The 14,887-nt window shown below is 58.3% G+C and carries 16 protein-coding genes; 8 read left to right on the plus strand and 8 right to left on the minus strand.

The genetic code is table 11. The features are described 5' to 3' along the window. The first annotated feature begins 500 nt into the window (after positions 1-500). Together AWM69_RS03395 and AWM69_RS03400 are read left to right on the plus strand one after the other, a co-directional pair. Positions 501-1,652 carry a M14-type cytosolic carboxypeptidase gene (locus tag AWM69_RS03395; protein WP_218725776.1) on the plus strand — a complete coding sequence of 384 codons (1,152 nt, stop codon included), beginning with the start codon at positions 501-503 and terminating at the stop codon, positions 1,650-1,652. Positions 1,653-1,737: 85 nt separating this feature from the next. Next, the gene (locus AWM69_RS03400) at positions 1,738-3,057 is read left to right on the plus strand and encodes a leucine-rich repeat-containing protein kinase family protein (protein ID WP_218725777.1); all 1,320 of its coding nucleotides are present in this window, start codon (positions 1,738-1,740) and stop codon (positions 3,055-3,057) included. A 67-nt stretch (positions 3,058-3,124) separates the two neighbouring features. Here AWM69_RS03400 and AWM69_RS03405 read toward each other — a convergent pair whose 3' ends face one another. From AWM69_RS03405 to AWM69_RS03415, 3 genes are all read right to left on the minus strand, one after another. Next, positions 3,125-3,829, minus strand: a complete 705-nt coding sequence (locus AWM69_RS03405; protein WP_048379427.1) for a YebC/PmpR family DNA-binding transcriptional regulator — start codon at positions 3,827-3,829, stop codon at positions 3,125-3,127. 107 nt (positions 3,830-3,936) lie between these two features. Beyond that, complete coding sequence (locus AWM69_RS03410; protein WP_218725778.1) at positions 3,937-5,328, minus strand: FAD-dependent oxidoreductase; 1,392 nt, start codon at positions 5,326-5,328, stop codon at positions 3,937-3,939. Positions 5,329-5,343: 15 nt separating this feature from the next. Next, on the minus strand, positions 5,344-6,669 hold the full coding sequence (locus tag AWM69_RS03415; protein WP_218725779.1) for an MFS transporter: 1,326 nt from the start codon (positions 6,667-6,669) through the stop codon (positions 5,344-5,346). On the opposite strand from AWM69_RS03415, the gene AWM69_RS03420 reads away from it, so the two are divergent. Together AWM69_RS03420 and AWM69_RS03425 are read left to right on the plus strand one after the other, a co-directional pair. Beyond that, the gene (locus tag AWM69_RS03420; RefSeq protein WP_131652852.1) at positions 6,668-6,874 is read left to right on the plus strand and encodes a hypothetical protein; all 207 of its coding nucleotides are present in this window, start codon (positions 6,668-6,670) and stop codon (positions 6,872-6,874) included. The genes AWM69_RS03415 and AWM69_RS03420 overlap by 2 nt on opposite strands. Before the next feature lie 84 nt (positions 6,875-6,958). Then, positions 6,959-7,855, plus strand: a complete 897-nt coding sequence (locus AWM69_RS03425) for a LysR substrate-binding domain-containing protein (RefSeq protein ID WP_131652851.1) — start codon at positions 6,959-6,961, stop codon at positions 7,853-7,855. On the opposite strand, the gene AWM69_RS03430 is transcribed toward AWM69_RS03425, so the two are convergent. Beyond that, positions 7,824-8,693, minus strand: coding sequence for a LysR substrate-binding domain-containing protein (locus tag AWM69_RS03430; RefSeq protein WP_131652908.1), 870 nt, complete (start codon positions 8,691-8,693; stop codon positions 7,824-7,826). The genes AWM69_RS03425 and AWM69_RS03430 overlap by 32 nt on opposite strands. A gap of 116 nt (positions 8,694-8,809) precedes the next feature. Here AWM69_RS03430 and AWM69_RS03435 point away from each other — a divergent pair, with 116 nt between their 5' ends. Both AWM69_RS03435 and phnX read left to right on the plus strand, forming a co-directional pair. Next, on the plus strand, positions 8,810-9,919 hold the full coding sequence (locus tag AWM69_RS03435; RefSeq protein ID WP_218725780.1) for a 2-aminoethylphosphonate--pyruvate transaminase: 1,110 nt from the start codon (positions 8,810-8,812) through the stop codon (positions 9,917-9,919). 69 nt (positions 9,920-9,988) lie between these two features. Then, positions 9,989-10,816, plus strand: a complete 828-nt coding sequence (gene phnX / locus AWM69_RS03440) for a phosphonoacetaldehyde hydrolase (protein ID WP_048379415.1) — start codon at positions 9,989-9,991, stop codon at positions 10,814-10,816. A 66-nt stretch (positions 10,817-10,882) separates the two neighbouring features. Here phnX and AWM69_RS03445 read toward each other — a convergent pair whose 3' ends face one another. Then, complete coding sequence (locus AWM69_RS03445) at positions 10,883-11,443, minus strand: NADPH-dependent FMN reductase (RefSeq protein WP_131652848.1); 561 nt, start codon at positions 11,441-11,443, stop codon at positions 10,883-10,885. A 196-nt stretch (positions 11,444-11,639) separates the two neighbouring features. On the opposite strand from AWM69_RS03445, the gene AWM69_RS03450 reads away from it, so the two are divergent. Both AWM69_RS03450 and AWM69_RS03455 read left to right on the plus strand, forming a co-directional pair. Next, a complete protein-coding gene (locus tag AWM69_RS03450) occupies positions 11,640-11,891 on the plus strand; it encodes a hypothetical protein (RefSeq protein WP_048379411.1) in 252 nt (83 codons plus the stop codon). Between the two features lie 89 nt (positions 11,892-11,980). Next, a complete protein-coding gene (locus AWM69_RS03455; protein ID WP_218725781.1) occupies positions 11,981-12,892 on the plus strand; it encodes a LysR substrate-binding domain-containing protein in 912 nt (303 codons plus the stop codon). Between the two features lie 43 nt (positions 12,893-12,935). Here AWM69_RS03455 and AWM69_RS03460 read toward each other — a convergent pair whose 3' ends face one another. The 3 genes from AWM69_RS03460 to rnhA form a co-directional block, all read right to left on the minus strand. Beyond that, complete coding sequence (locus AWM69_RS03460) at positions 12,936-13,508, minus strand: GNAT family N-acetyltransferase (RefSeq protein WP_218725782.1); 573 nt, start codon at positions 13,506-13,508, stop codon at positions 12,936-12,938. An 87-nt stretch (positions 13,509-13,595) separates the two neighbouring features. After that, entirely contained in the window at positions 13,596-14,354 is a 759-nt protein-coding gene (gene dnaQ, locus AWM69_RS03465) for a DNA polymerase III subunit epsilon (RefSeq protein ID WP_218725783.1), read from the minus strand. Beyond that, a complete protein-coding gene (gene rnhA / locus AWM69_RS03470; protein ID WP_048379403.1) occupies positions 14,347-14,799 on the minus strand; it encodes a ribonuclease HI in 453 nt (150 codons plus the stop codon). Before rnhA ends, dnaQ begins: the two co-directional genes overlap by 8 nt. Positions 14,800-14,887 lie beyond the last annotated feature (88 nt).

The raw sequence follows: 14,887 nt of genomic DNA on the forward strand, positions 1-14,887 counted from the left end.
GAAAATAAATTTCCGAATAGCGCGGGAAAACACTTGATTTGCAAATGATAATGATTATTATTGCATGCAGCTGGTCGCGAGATCAGTCGATAATTCAAAGGACCTTAGGTCGGTCTTTTGAATTACCTCCTCATCAGGCTAATCACGGTTATTTGACCCGGCTCATGGCCGGGTCTTTTTTTTGTGGCCAGTTATCTGGCTCAGCGTGCTTCAGGCTAATGAAGTCGGGTGTGCGGCCGGTTTTTTTCGGTGGCCGCTACGATGCGCAGGATGATAGCAAAAGAACATCGACCAACGGAAGCCTGAAGTCCTGGACTATGGCGGTAATGGCAATTTAGCACTTGAGAATCAGTCGCAAAAACTCTATTCTGGCGCAGCGTCAGGGATGACGCCCCCCTGCGCTCATCTCACCTCTCCTGCAAACCGTCAAAACCGTATTGGCCTGTCGCCATTGCGATGTACAGTAGTGCCCACATTTATCAGATTCCAGGATTTGGACGATGACCGGGGCGCCCTCTTCACTTCATATCAGCAGTGACTTCGACAGTGGCAACATCAAGGTACTGGACGTCAGCAATCCGCTGCAGGTTCAGTTGGCAATCAAACCTGATACCAAAAGCCCGCACTTTCAGTGGTTCCACTTCAAGGTTGACGGCCTGACACCCGGCCAGACTCACCATTTCCAGTTGTGCAACGCCAGCCAGTCTTCCTACAACAAAGCCTGGGACGGTTACCAGGCCGTCGCATCCTACGATCACGAAAACTGGTTCCGGGTGCCCACCTCGTTTGACGGCACGGCATTGAACATCAGTCTGCAGGCCGAGCATCCTCAGGTCTGGTTTGCCTACTTCGAGCCTTACAGCCGCGCACGCCATGAGCAATTGATCCAGCGTGCCCTCAAATGGGCAGGCTGCGAACTGCTGAGCCTTGGTAAAAGTGTCGAGGGACGCGACATTCCGTTGCTGCGCAAAGGCTCCGGCGCGCCCCACAAGCGCAAGATCTGGATCATCGCCCAGCAGCATCCCGGTGAGCACATGGCCGAATGGTTCATGGAGGGCCTCATCGAGCGTCTGGAACAGGGCAGTGATCCGCAAATCCGTAAATTGCTGGACTTCGCCGACCTGTACCTGATCCCGAACATGAACCCGGACGGTGCCTTTCACGGGCATTTACGCACCAATGCCAATGGCCAGGACTTGAATCGCGCCTGGCAGAACACCCGTCAGGAGATCAGCCCTGAAGTGTTTTTTGCGTTGGAGCAGATGCACACCTACGGCGTGGACCTGTTTCTGGATATCCATGGCGATGAAGAAATCCCTTATGTCTTTACCGCTGGCTGTGAAGGCAATCCTGGATACACCCCGCGCCTGGCCGGCCTCGAAGAGCGTTTTCGCACTCACCTCAGCAACCTGACCCGTGACTTCCAGACCGTGCATGGCTACACCCGCGACGAGCCGGGCCAGGCCAACATGACCCTGGCCTGCAACAGTGTGGGCGAACGTTTTGACTGTCTGTCGCTGACCCTTGAGATGCCTTTCAAAGACAACAATGACGCACCGGATGCACTCACCGGCTGGTCGGGCAAACGCTCGATGCAATTGGCCAAGGACGTGCTGACGACGCTGTCAGCCATGGTTCGCGAGTTGCGCTGACTCACCCGCAAGGCAATCCTGCTGCACCTGAGCCGCGCTACTGCGCGGCTTTTTCTAGCGACTCTACGAGAAGCTGTGCCTGCATATGAACACCCTCGCCCAACTGCGTGCCGGCCAACTGGCAGGTCAAAAACGTCTCGACCTTTGCTGTGACCTCACCGAGTTCCCGGACGAAATTTTTCAACTGGCCGACTCGCTGGAAATCCTCAACCTGAGCGGCAACCGTTTAAGCCAACTGCCCGAGGACTTGCATCGCCTGACCCGGTTGCGAATCCTGTTTTGCTCGGACAACCAGTTCACCGAATTGCCCGCCTGCCTGGGCCAGTGCCTGGAACTGAGCATGATTGGCTTCAAGGCCAACCAGATCAAATCCGTACCTGGCGCAGCACTGCCGCCGCAGTTGCGCTGGCTGATCCTGACCGATAACTGCATCGAACATTTACCTGTCGAATTGGGCGAGCGACCACGCCTGCAAAAGCTGATGCTGGCCGGTAATCGTCTGCAACAACTGCCCTCCAGCCTGGCCAACTGCGAACGTCTGGAGCTGATCCGGCTCGCCGCCAATCAGCTCAGCGAACTGCCCGAATGGTTAGTGCGTCTGCCACGTCTGAGCTGGCTGGCCTATGCCGCGAATCCACTGTGCGATGACACCCGCGCTCCGGGCGCTGCCGAGCACGCGCAGCACATCGATTGGTCACAGCTCGAACTCGGTCAGCGACTGGGCGAAGGTGCCTCCGGGGTGATTTATCAGGCGCTGTGGCGCGTTAGCGGTCAACCGACCCGGTCAGTGGCGGTCAAACTGTACAAAGGCAGCATCACCAGCGATGGCTCGCCCCTCAACGAAATGAACGCCTGCATTGCCGCCGGGGAGCATCCGAACCTGATCCAGGTGCTGGGGCGCGTCACGGGGCATCCGCAGAACACCGCGGGTCTGGTCATGGCCCTGGTCGCCCCGTCGTTCGCCAACCTCGCCGAATTACCCAGCTTCGATAGCTGCAGTCGTGATGTGTATGCGCACAGCCTGCGCTTCAGCGCTGACCACGCCCTGCATATCGCTCGCGGAGTTGCGGCCGCTGCCGGTCACCTCCACGCGCAAGGCATCGGTCATGGTGATGTGTACGGGCACAATATTTTGTTCAATGCAGAGGGCGAATGCCTGCTGGGAGATTTTGGCGCCGCGTGTTTCCACGCCACAGACGACAGCCCGCAAACGCGCGCGTTGCAACGGTTGGAAGTTCGGGCGTTCGGGATCTTGCTGGGGGAGTTGCTGGAGCGGATTGACTCAGGCCTGAGCGATCAATCGCGCACTGTCCTGGAAGATCTGCAACGGCGCTGCATGCAGCCAGAGGTACTGGCACGCCCCGGATTCACCGAGGTCAGCGAAGTATTGCGCGCCATCCGGTAGGCGCCGGCTCGCCTCGCGCAGGTGTCACTTCTGCGCGAGACAAACTCAAAGCTTGCAGGGCAACGGCTCAGGCCAGTGCCACAAACATTTCCTGCACGTCGTCCTGGTTGTCCAGGGTTTCGAGGAAGGCTTCAACTTCGGCCATTTGTTCGTCGCTCAAGCCACTCACCGGATTTTTCGGCTGGTAGCCCAACTTGGCCGACAGCACCGTGAAGCCTTGTTCCGGCAGGGCTTTTTGTACGGCGTCGAGGTCAGTCGTTTCGGTGATGAACAAGGTCGTACCTTCCTCTTCACCCGGCTCGAAGTCCTGGGCACCGGCTTCGATGGCGGCCATTTCGGGGTCGGCATCGGGGGTATCCGGCTTGGCCTCGATCATGCCCACATGGTTGAAATCCCAGGCAACCGAACCCGAAGCACCCAGTTGGCCCTTGCGGAATGCCACACGAATTTCAGCGACGGTGCGGTTGACGTTATCGGTCAGGCACTCAACGATCAGCGGCACCTGGTGCGGGGCAAAACCTTCGTAGGTCACGCGATGGTATTGCACGGCATCGGTACCGATACCGGCACCCTTGTTGATGGCGCGCTTGATGGTGTCCGCTGGCATCGACGCTTTTTTGGCCTGTTCGTAAACCAGACGCAGGTGCGAGTTCATGTCCGGGTCTGCGCCGTTACGGGCAGCAACCGTCAGCTCCTTGGCCAGTTTGCCGAAAATTTTGCCGCGTGCATTGGCGGCGTCCGCTTTGTGTTTAACCTTCCACTGTGCGCCCATTACTCACTCTCTCAATCGGGTGTGTCGCGGCGGGTAAGCCGTCGAATGGGCGCAAGTTTATACGGCAAAAAGAGCTCAATCGACCAAAAAATCCAATCTACTCTGCCTTAAGCCTTATCAGCCTTGCCCGCCGCGGCTGCAAATTTGGCCAGCCGTACATCCAGATGCCGGGGCCGGCGCCCATGATCCTCCGCCCGTTCCTTGCGCCGGATAGCGTTACGCACCATCAACGACCCGAGGTAACGAATGGGCTCAGGCGGGAAATACCCCAGAGGCCCGTCGACCAGCGGCGAGCGCGTCCAGTCATTGTTTTGGCCTTGCACCAGCGATGCCAGGATTTGTCCGCCCATATGGCATGGCCCGACGCCACTCCCCGAATAGCCAAAGCCATAGAACACATTGCCGTAGGGGCTCATCTGCCCAAAGAACGGCAAGCCGGTAACCGATCGATCCGAAGGGCCGTTCCAGGTGGCTTCGACCTCCACCCCGGCAAAGGCAGGAAAAAACTGCTGCAGACTTTTTTGCAGTAACCCTGCATAGGGGGAAGGTCGATCAAATGCTGGCGACATCCGCCCGCCATAAGCAAACGTATTGCCGCCTTTGCCGAGCATGATCCGGCCGTCCGGGGTGTTGTGGTAGTAGTGCACGAAAATCCGCGAATCCAGCACCGTGACACCGCTGGTCAGGCCGATTTCCTGCAGCAAGTACGGGCGCGGCCTGGTGATCAGCATGTCACTGGAGACAATCGCCACACTGCGCTCGAACTGCGGGAACGCCCGCGCCATCCAGGCGTTCATCCCCAACACCACGCGATCAGCACGAATACTGCCATCAGGGGTTCGGATCAACGCTGGCGTTCCTTCTTCCAGCCCAATCATTGGTGTGTTCTCGTGGATTCTCACGCCCAATTGCAACGCTACCCGTCGCAAGCCCCGCACCAGCTTGCCCGGCTGCACGCTGGCCGCGGCGGGAGAAAACCAGCCTTCCAGATGCTGGGCCGAGCCGGCCCGACGCTGCACCTCCTCTACCGCCAGCTTACTGAACGAGTTGATCGACTGACGCTCCAGCGCAGCGATCACGCTATCGGTTGAGCCCACCTGCGCCGCATTGGTCGCGGTATACAAAGTGCCATCCAGTCGAAAATCGGCATCGATGGCGTACTTCTCGCAGAACGCGCCAATGGCATAAATGCTCTGCTCCGACGCTTTAACCAGGCGTACCGCCTCCTCGACGCCGAACAGACGCTCAAGGGTGAAGTACTTGGCCGACCACGACAGCGCGCAGCCGCCATTACGCCCGCTGGCACCGGCCCCGCAGATGTCGGCTTCAATCAGCAGCACGTCCAGCTCCGGGTTCTGCTCCTTGAGCATGATCGCCGTCCACAATCCGGTGTAACCGCCTCCCACAATGCAGACCTGGGCACGGGTGTCACCGGTCAACGTTTCGCATGGGGCGCCACTGTCTAACGCAAGCGCCTGTTCCAGCCAAAAAGGTCGCATGGGTACTTCTCCCGATCAGGTACGCAAAGGTTTGATCAACAGCGGGTTGTTGGGCACGAACGGACATTCCTGCTTGTACCCGGCAGGACGACTGTTCCAGTGCGGAATCAGCACCAGCGAAGCGAACAGCGCGCACCCGGCAAAGACGATAAACACCGTAACCGTGTCGAAATACCCCGGCAGCAGCCCTCCAAGAATCGCGCCCACCGAACCACAGCCATTCACAAAACCGGCAGCAGTGGCACCCGCCTTGGCCGTCCCGAAGTCAATGGCCGCTGCTCCGCTGATCATCGAGTCAGGTCCGTAAAGCGTCAGGCCCATGATGAACAACAGCGCCACCACCAGCATCACGCTGCCGGAATGCAGCGCCCCCATAAAGAAGGCCAGCGAGATCGTCAGCGCAAACAGACTCAAAATGCAGGCGGGCATCCGCCGCGCACCGAAAATTTTGTCGGAGGCCAGGCCAATCATGATCGGCCCCAGTAACCCGGCCAATTCAAACGCCGTCGGAATAATCGCCGCACCGACTTTGCCCACCTGGGGCATCTGCTCAAATACGATCACCGGCCCCCAGAGCAAAATGGCGTAACGCGCCGGCTTCAACATGAAATACGCCAGCCCCAGGGTCAGCACCGTACGATTGCGCATGATCTCGCGCAGCGGAGCCCAGACACTGATGCGCTTTTCGGCTGCACGTTCTTCATCGCTCATTTCAGGTTCGGGTTCGACCGCTGGCAAACCTACGTCTTCGGGTTTATTGCGCTGGAAGATGAAAAACAACACGGCAACCAACCCAACCACCGCGGCGCTGGAGATGAACGCGGCGTGCCAGGAGCCTATGAGGGTATACGCCCACCAGCCGGCAAAGGGCGAAGCCACCAGTCCGCCAAAGGCGTAGCAGGAACTCCATAACCCCAATACCCGCCCGCGCTGCTGGGCCGGGAAAAAGCTTCCGATGTTTTTGCACAGTCCTGACCAGCCCGTGGATTGCGCCAGACCTTGAATCAGCATGCACGTAGCGAAAATCGGCAATGTGGCGTAGGTGCCCATCACCAGCGCCGCCAGGGCCGAGATGATCAACCCGCCCAATACCACGACTCTGGGGCCGAAGCGGTCCGCGAGGATGCCCCAGGTGAACTGTCCGACGGCGTAGGCGGCGAGATAGATGGCATCCAGGTTCGCCATCGCCATCTTGTCCATATGGAACGCTGGGTCCTCTCCGATGCCGAGTTTGGCGACCGAAAACGCTTTGCGAGTGAAGTAGAAGGCTGCATAGGCCAGCCAAGTGATGGCAAAAATCTGCACGCGCCAACGCTTGATAGTGGCAATGGACTTATTCATGTCAGGTACGACCTCAGAAGTGAATGTGCCGGCAGAATCAAAAAAGAACGCCTGTTTTTTTATTGTGTTGAGCACTTCAATCCAGCCCTCAGACAAGGGCGGGACAAATCAGACAAACCATGACGATCCGTATTTTTATTGGGTTTCAGGATCGCGCTGGGGCAAGTCACGACCCGGTGTTATCGAGGACATAACGCCGGGCTGAGGTCGATAAAAGCAATTACTGACTAATAGGTAAAATCGATTTATCGTATTTCACTAATAAGCTCAGCTTGTGAGAGGTGGTCCGATGTCGGTTTCCCACGCACAGTTAAAAGCGTTTCATGCGGTTGCTGTACACGGCAGTTTCACTCGCGCTGCCGAGCGGTTGTTTTTGAGCCAGCCGGCCATCTCCGATCAAGTCCGAAAACTCGAAGAACGATTTGGCGTGCAACTGTTCCACCGCAACAAGCGCTCGGTACGTCTGACCGATCTGGGTGAGCGGCTGCTGAGTGTCACCCAACGCCTGTTTGTGGTGCAGGCCGAAGCCCATGAGCTGCTGCAGGATTCCCGGGCGTTGCTGACGGGCAGTCTGGTTCTGGCCGTGGACGCCCCCGTTCATGTTTTGCCACAGATTGCCCGTTTCTGCGAACGCTACCCGGGGATCACCGTCAAAATCGAAACCGGCAACACCGATGAGTCATTGGCGCGCCTGTTCAACTACCAGGCTGACCTGGCGTTGCTGGGGCGCGATGTCAATGATGAGCGCCTGCTCAGTGTGCCGTTGCGCAGCGACCCGATGCTGGCATTTGTAGCGCGCACCCACCCCTGGGCTGGACGCAGTTCCATTTGCCTGGCCGACCTGGATGACACGCCGTTGGTCTTGCGTGAAGTCGGCTCGGTGACCCGGCAAACCCTCGAGGAAGAAATGAGCCGTGCGGGCCTGCGCATTCGTGCGGCGATTCAGGTCGAGGGACGCGAAGCCGCACGGGAAGCCGTGGTCGTCGGCATCGGCGTGGGGGTGGTGTCGGCGGCCGAATTCGGCTCGGACTCGCGGGTCTGCGCCCTGCCGATCACCGATTGCAACAGGCGCCTGACTGAAACCCTGGTCTGTCTGCGGGAGCAGGGTTCACGTCGGGTGGTGGCCACCTTTCTCGATATCGTGCGTGAGGACCTTATGGCTGGTGCTCCTGCGCCAGCCCCATGAACGCCTTGATCAACCGCAGCTCGGCACGGCGTTCCATGCACCCGAGCATATGCCGGTTGACCAGCCCTTCGCCCTTGATCGGTACCGCCCCTACGCGCGGATCATGGCTGACCTCGATAGACGATACGATCCCGACCCCGAGCTGCGCGGCCACGGCCTCGGTGACTGCTTCACGGCTGTCCAGCTCCAGCAGGACACGCGGGTTAACCCCGGCCTTGTTGCACGCCTCATCAAAGGTGCGCCGGGTGATGGAAGTGGGTTCACGCAACACCATGATGATCTGATCCAGCTGCGCAATGTCGATCCCTTCCGGCAGCGCCAGCCACGGATGGTTCGCCGGGACCAGAGCGCAGATCCGTGACTCGATGAGGGGGCGCAAGGTCAATCCTTTGCGCGGTTCTATCTCCGTCAGCACCGCCACATCAACGTGCTCCGACAGCAGTGCCGCCAGGGTTTCCTGTGCGTTGCCCAATCGCAGATTGACCGTAATCCCCGGATAACGTGCCCGCAGGCTCGCCAGCATCGGCATCACCATATGCGGACCATCGGCCGCCACCTCAAGTCGCCCGGTCAATAACTGGCGATTGGCCTCAAGCATGACCTGCGCCTCATCAACCAGACCAAACATGGCGCGGGTGATGGCGGCCAGCTTGATGCCCTCTTCCGTCAGCTCAACCCGCCGTGCAGTTCGGCGCAGCAAGGTGATCTGGTAATGCTCCTCAAGGGTCTTGATGTGCCCGGTGACCGCCGGCTGGCTGATAAACAATCGGGCCGCGGCACGGGTAAAGCTGCCTTCACGGGCCACTGCGTCGAACGCACGAAGCTGGAACAAATTCACATGCATAACCCTCACTGATGGCTGGCATAACAACAAACAATTTGATTGATATCAACTCAAACTGCAATTTATGCCGTGTATCCAGTAGCCATCCCAACGCTTGTGAGGAAACCAGAATGAGTACTGCCGCGCCGATCCTGTTGACCCCTGGCCCACTGACCACCTCGGCGCGCACACGCCAGGCCATGATGGTCGACTGGGGCTCGTGGGATGACCGTTTCAACCAACTGACCGCCAGCCTGTGCGAACAATTGCTGGCCATTATCAATGGCAGCGACAGCCATTACTGCGTGCCGCTTCAAGGCAGCGGCACCTTCGCCGTCGAAGCCGCCATTGGCACCCTGGTGCCACGCGATGGCAAGGTTCTGGTGCTGATCAACGGCGCCTACGGCAAGCGTCTGGCCAAAATCTGCGAGGTGCTGGGGCGTCGCTTCAGCACCTTCGAAACGGCCGAAGACGAACCCACCACAGCCAGCGACGTGGATCGCTTGCTGAGCGCGGATCCTGGCATCACCCACGTCGCCCTGATTCACTGCGAAACCAGCACCGGGATTCTTAACCCGCTGCCAGAAATCGCCAACGTCATTGCCCAACATGGCAAGCGCCTGATCATCGACGCCATGAGTTCTTTCGGCGCCCTGCCCATCGACGCGCGGCAAGTCCCCTTCGATGCACTGGTCGCAGCCTCCGGCAAATGCCTGGAAGGCGTGCCGGGCATGGGCTTTGTCTTTGCCCGTAAAGAGGCACTGAGCAATGCCGCAGGCAACTGCCATTCTTTGGCGATGGACCTGCATGATCAGCACACTTATATGGCCAAGACCGGGCAATGGCGCTTCACCCCGCCCACCCACGTCGTGGCCGCCCTGCATGAGGCACTGCTGCAATACAACGAAGAAGGCGGTTTGCCAGCTCGTCATCAGCGCTATGCCAACAACTGCCAGGCCTTGCTCGACGGTATGGCCAGCCTGGGCATCCGCAGCTTTCTGCCCGAGGCGATTCAAGCCCCCATTATCGTTACCTTCCACGCCCCCAAAGATCCTCGCTACCAGTTCAAGGATTTCTACGAACGGGTTAAAGCCAAGGGTTTCATCCTGTACCCAGGCAAGTTGACTCAGGTCGAGACCTTCCGGGTCGGCTGTATCGGCCACGTTAACCAGGCCGAAATGCGGGCGGCGGTCAATGCCGTGGCCGAAGTGCTGCAGGAAATGGAAGTGCTGGAAATCTGAACCTCATCGCCGTGGTTCCACCTTTGATTTTTCCGTGCGGCACAGCCCGCTCACACAGGATTTAATGACATGAACTACACCAATCCAAGCAAGCTTCAGGCAGCCATTCTCGACTGGGCTGGCACAGTGGTCGATTTCGGCTCCTTCGCCCCGACCCAGATCTTTGTCGAGGCCTTCGGCGAGTTCGACGTGCAGGTCTCCATCGAAGAGGCCCGTGGCCCGATGGGCATGGGCAAGTGGGATCACATCCGGACGCTGTGCGATCAGCCGCAAATCACTGAGCGCTACAAAAAAGTCTTTGGCCGCGCTCCGACCGACGACGACGTGACTGCCATTTATGAGCGTTTCATGCCGCTGCAAATCGAAAAAATCGCCGAGCACTCGGCACTGATTCCCGGCGCGCTGGACACCATCGCTGCCCTGCGCGCTCAAGGTATCAAGATTGGCTCTTGCTCGGGCTATCCGGCACAAGTGATGGCCAAAGTGGTTGAACTGGCTGCCACCAATGGCTACGTCGCCGACCACGTGGTGGCCACCGATGAAGTGCCGAACGGTCGTCCCTGGCCGGCCCAGGCACTGGCCAACGTGATCGCGCTGGGTATTGATGATGTCGGCGCCTGCGTGAAGATCGACGACACGGTTCCAGGCATTCTCGAAGGCCGTCGCGCCGGCATGTGGACGGTCGCTCTCGTGTGCTCAGGTAACGCTCTGGGCCTGACCCATGCGCAATACAAGGCACTGGCCCCTGAAACCCTGGCCACGGAACGCAAGCGCATCCACGCCCTGTTCGAAGGTTCGCGCCCGCATTACTTGATCGACACCATCAGCGACCTGCCGGAGGTTATTGCTGACATTAACAAGCGCCTGGCCCAGGGTGAGATGCCGCAAAGCAGCTGAGCACGCTGACAAAAAAACGCGGCAGCCCTGAGTCAGGCCTGCCGCGTTTTTTATGAGTCTGATGGATCAGGCCTTGTAATGCTGTTCGACCCACCGGGCAAACTCGTCGATGAACTTCTGCAGAAACGGACGCGTTTTTTCGGACAGTTTCCCCGAGGCATCGAATGCATCCCCTGCGCCCCCCAAATAGGCTTCTGGCTGCTGCATGCAGGGCACATTGAGGAAAACCAGCGACTGGCGCAAATGATGGTTCGCCCCAAACCCGCCGATGGCACCCGGTGAGACGCTGATCACTGCGCCCGGCTTGGCGTTGAATACACTTTGCCCATAAGGGCGCGACCCCACATCGATGGCATTCTTCAGCACACCCGGCACCGAGCGGTTGTATTCGGGTGTCACGAACAGTACGGCATCCGCCGGGCGTATTTGATCGCGAAAAGCGGTGTAGGACGCAGGTGCCGGCGTAACGTCAATGTCTTCGTTATAAAGTGCCAGATCCCCTATTTCGACAATTTTCAGTTTAAGACTGGCCGGGGCCAGTTCCGCCAGTGCAAGGGCCACTTTTCGGTTGAGGGAATCTTTTCTCAAACTGCCGACCAATACTGCAACATCGAAGACCTTGCTCATGGAAAACCCCAAGTCTGTGACTGAAAGAAGATTAGTTATAGATGATTGGAAGCCTTTCTTGCACCCCAGTTCACCCTATCAGCCTGCAAGCCTGTAAAGTAGCCGGACTATTTTTTTCACATTGCTAAACTTCCCCTACTGAACAACGGTCTACAGAACCGAAAATTGGGTGTTTATCTCCAGAGGTTCTCTACAAATGTCGGCAGTTCTCGTTGGGCAATTTCATGCAAGGGATGCGGAAGGCCGCGTCTATTCCGTGCATGAGTTTCAAAATTCCACCCCAGGAGTAGACGGTCAGCCTGTCGTCACTTACAAATTGGCGATTGGCGACCGTGTTGCCAGGATCAGTGGCAATCAGTTCCAGTTGGTGCAATCGGGCGTCGAACTGATTCGCGAACCGGAATTCCCTGTGACCGAGGCGCCTGTCGCTCCTGTCGTACAGGCTTAATTGCCCGGCATATCGCTGAAGTCATGGGATAAGACTTGGATCAGGCTTCTCAACACTGAAACCTCATCTGCTGCACATGGACTTCAAGCATGCGTTTACGCCATATCGAAGTAATTCAGGCTATTTTGCAAACAGGTAACCTCGGCCATGCGGCCGAGTTGCTGCAGCTGCCTGCGAGCACCCTCAGCGCCACGCTGCAGGAGGCAGAACAACACCTTGGCTTCATGTTGTTCGCCAGCGTTCGCGGGCGGCTGCAGGCCTCGCGTGAAACCCTTCTGCTGCAACCCCGCATCGACCAGTTGTACCTGGAGCTCGAGCCGCTGAAACGGCTCGGCGATTCGTTGCGCCAACACCAGGAGCCGGCATTACGCGTGGTCTGTAGCGAAACACTGGCTCAACCCTTGCTACCCCAATGTATCGCTGCACTCAGACGCCGCTTCCCCGATACGCCGACCACGCTGAGCAGTCAGCCCTGCACGGAAATCGCGAGACGCTTGTTGATGGACGAGTGCGATATTGGCCTCAGCCTGCACCCCTCCACGCAGTCAGGTATCGACTGCCTGAAGCTGACCCAGGGCAAGGTGCAGTTTCTGGCCCCGCACGGCTGGCTCTCCCCCCGGCAAAAATACATCGCGCTGCAGGATCTTGCCGGACAAGCGATGATTGGCCTGGAACAGCACGACCCCCTGAGCCGCATGCTGGACAGCAAAGTACAAACCTTGCATCCGGTGCCGGTGATACAGATTCAGGTGCAGAACTATCAGATGATGCGCAGCATGGTGGAAGCCGGTGAAGGGCTGGCGCTGGTCGATCCGTTTACGGCGGTGGGAGCCAGAAACAGCGGGCTGGATGTATGCCCGTTATCCCCAGCCATACCCGTGACGCTGTATGCCTTGACACGCAAAGGTTGCGAATCCGGGCTCGCATTGAATGCCTTGCTGGATATCGTGCGCCAGAAAGCTGAAAGCATGCTCGCTGACCAGGGAGTGGTGGCGCTGTAAAAGCGCTGCACCGGCCTCCCGCTGCAAGGGCAGGTATTGCAGGTCAGTCGCGGCTCTCGAACAACAAATACCAGAAAATGGCCACTTCAGCGGTCTGCGGGTCGATGCCGCGATAACGCAGATAGTCGATCCCCCCCACCTGATACCCGCACCGCTCATACAAACGGCAGGCACCCAGGTTGTTGTTTTGGGTTTCTAGCACGATGCCGGGCAGGTTTTTTTTGTGGCTCCAGAACTTGACGACATCCAGCAACGACCGGGCTACGCCATGACGACGGGCCGGAGCGGCCACAGCCAGTTCATCAACATGGGCAAAACCGTTCCAGTTGGTGCTGACCACCACGTGACCGACAGGCTGATTATCCAGATAAGCCATGAAGATCGCGCTATCGGGTGCTCCTCGATAGCTCGCAAACTCATCAGGATCGATGCCGTAGCACTTGCGGTAAGGGGTGATCATATCCAATGGCCACTGCTCGACCTTTTTGTGCCGGTCGACGCGGGCATAGGCACGCACTTCAAAGCTGAAGTCGTTGCCCCAGATATAGGGTGCGAAACCTTCATCGGCCAAACGTACCGAGACTTCAGGGTCCTTGGGGTTCATAACCAGATGCATGAAAAATCCTTATTTCCGGTCACGGATAACCCCTGAACGATGTCGGTTTACCGCCACAAAAACAAACAGTGGCGACAACAATCGCGGTTACTGCAACGTCTGCCCTTTGGCGTCGAGAAGCTGCGTCCACAGCGATGGACCACCCGCCGATTTTGCAATGGCGTCAAGTCGCGCCGCATGCTCGGCCAAGTCGCTTTCACTTGCACGAATAATCCGGCCTGGCTGACGATCAGCCGACAGACGGCGTATTTCAGTGGCCTGGTTGCCCGAACCTTCACCGGAACCATTGCCATCAGAGGCATTGCCCGCCAGTGACAGACTGGTCTGGCCACCGGTCATGGTCAGGTAAACGTCTGCAAGAATCTCGGAGTCGAGCAAAGCGCCGTGCAGCTCACGGCCCGAGTTGTCCACACCGTAGCGTTTGCACAAGGCATCGAGGCTGTTGCGCTGCCCCGGGTGCCGCGCCCGTGCCATGGCCAAGGTATCGAGGATGCTGCAGTGCTGAGTCAGGTCGGCCCGGTCTGTCTGCCCGATCAAGGCAAACTCGTTATTCAGAAAGCCCACGTCAAACGCAGCGTTATGAATGATCAGTTGCGCGCCCTTGATGAAGTCAAAAAACTCATCGGCGACTTCTGCGAAGCGGGGTTTGCCCACCAAAAACTCGTTGGTAATGCCGTGGACGCCTATCGCGCCCTCGTCACTTTCACGGTCCGGTTGCAGATAGACGTGAAAATGCCGCCCGGTCAGGCGGCGGCCCATCAACTCGACGCAACCGATCTCGATCACCCGGTGGCCATCGGTGACCGGCATACCGGTGGTTTCAGTATCGAGTACAACACTACGCATGCTTGAGGCCCCTCATTTCATCCACGCCGCGATTGGCCAACTGGTCGGCACGCTCGTTACCGTGATGACCAATGTGGCCGCGAACCCACTGCCACTTCACGGTGTGGCGATTGACCTGCTCATCGAGCAACTTCCACAGATCGGCATTTTTTACCGGTTCTTTGGCAGCAGTTTTCCAGCCGCGTTTTTTCCAGTTGACCATCCATTCGGTGATGCCCTTCATCACGTACTGTGAGTCGGTCACCAGCAGCACTTCGCAGGGGCGCTTGAGTTCTTCAAGGCCACGAATCGCTGCCATCAGTTCCATGCGGTTGTTGGTCGTATCGGGTTCGCCGCCCCAGAGTTCTTTCTCGACACCCTGGCAAACCAGCAAGGCTCCCCAACCGCCCGGGCCCGGATTTCCCTTGCAAGCACCATCGGTGAACATCTCAACGCTATCGGTCATTACAAACTATCCAAAAAGGGTAATGTGGCCTGCCAATAATCATCGGCAGCACCAGAGGCCGGAATGATCCGGCCCTGAATTGATCAGG

This window comes from Pseudomonas sp. D1HM (assembly GCF_019266105.1).
Classification (GTDB): domain Bacteria; phylum Pseudomonadota; class Gammaproteobacteria; order Pseudomonadales; family Pseudomonadaceae; genus Aquipseudomonas; species Aquipseudomonas taetrolens.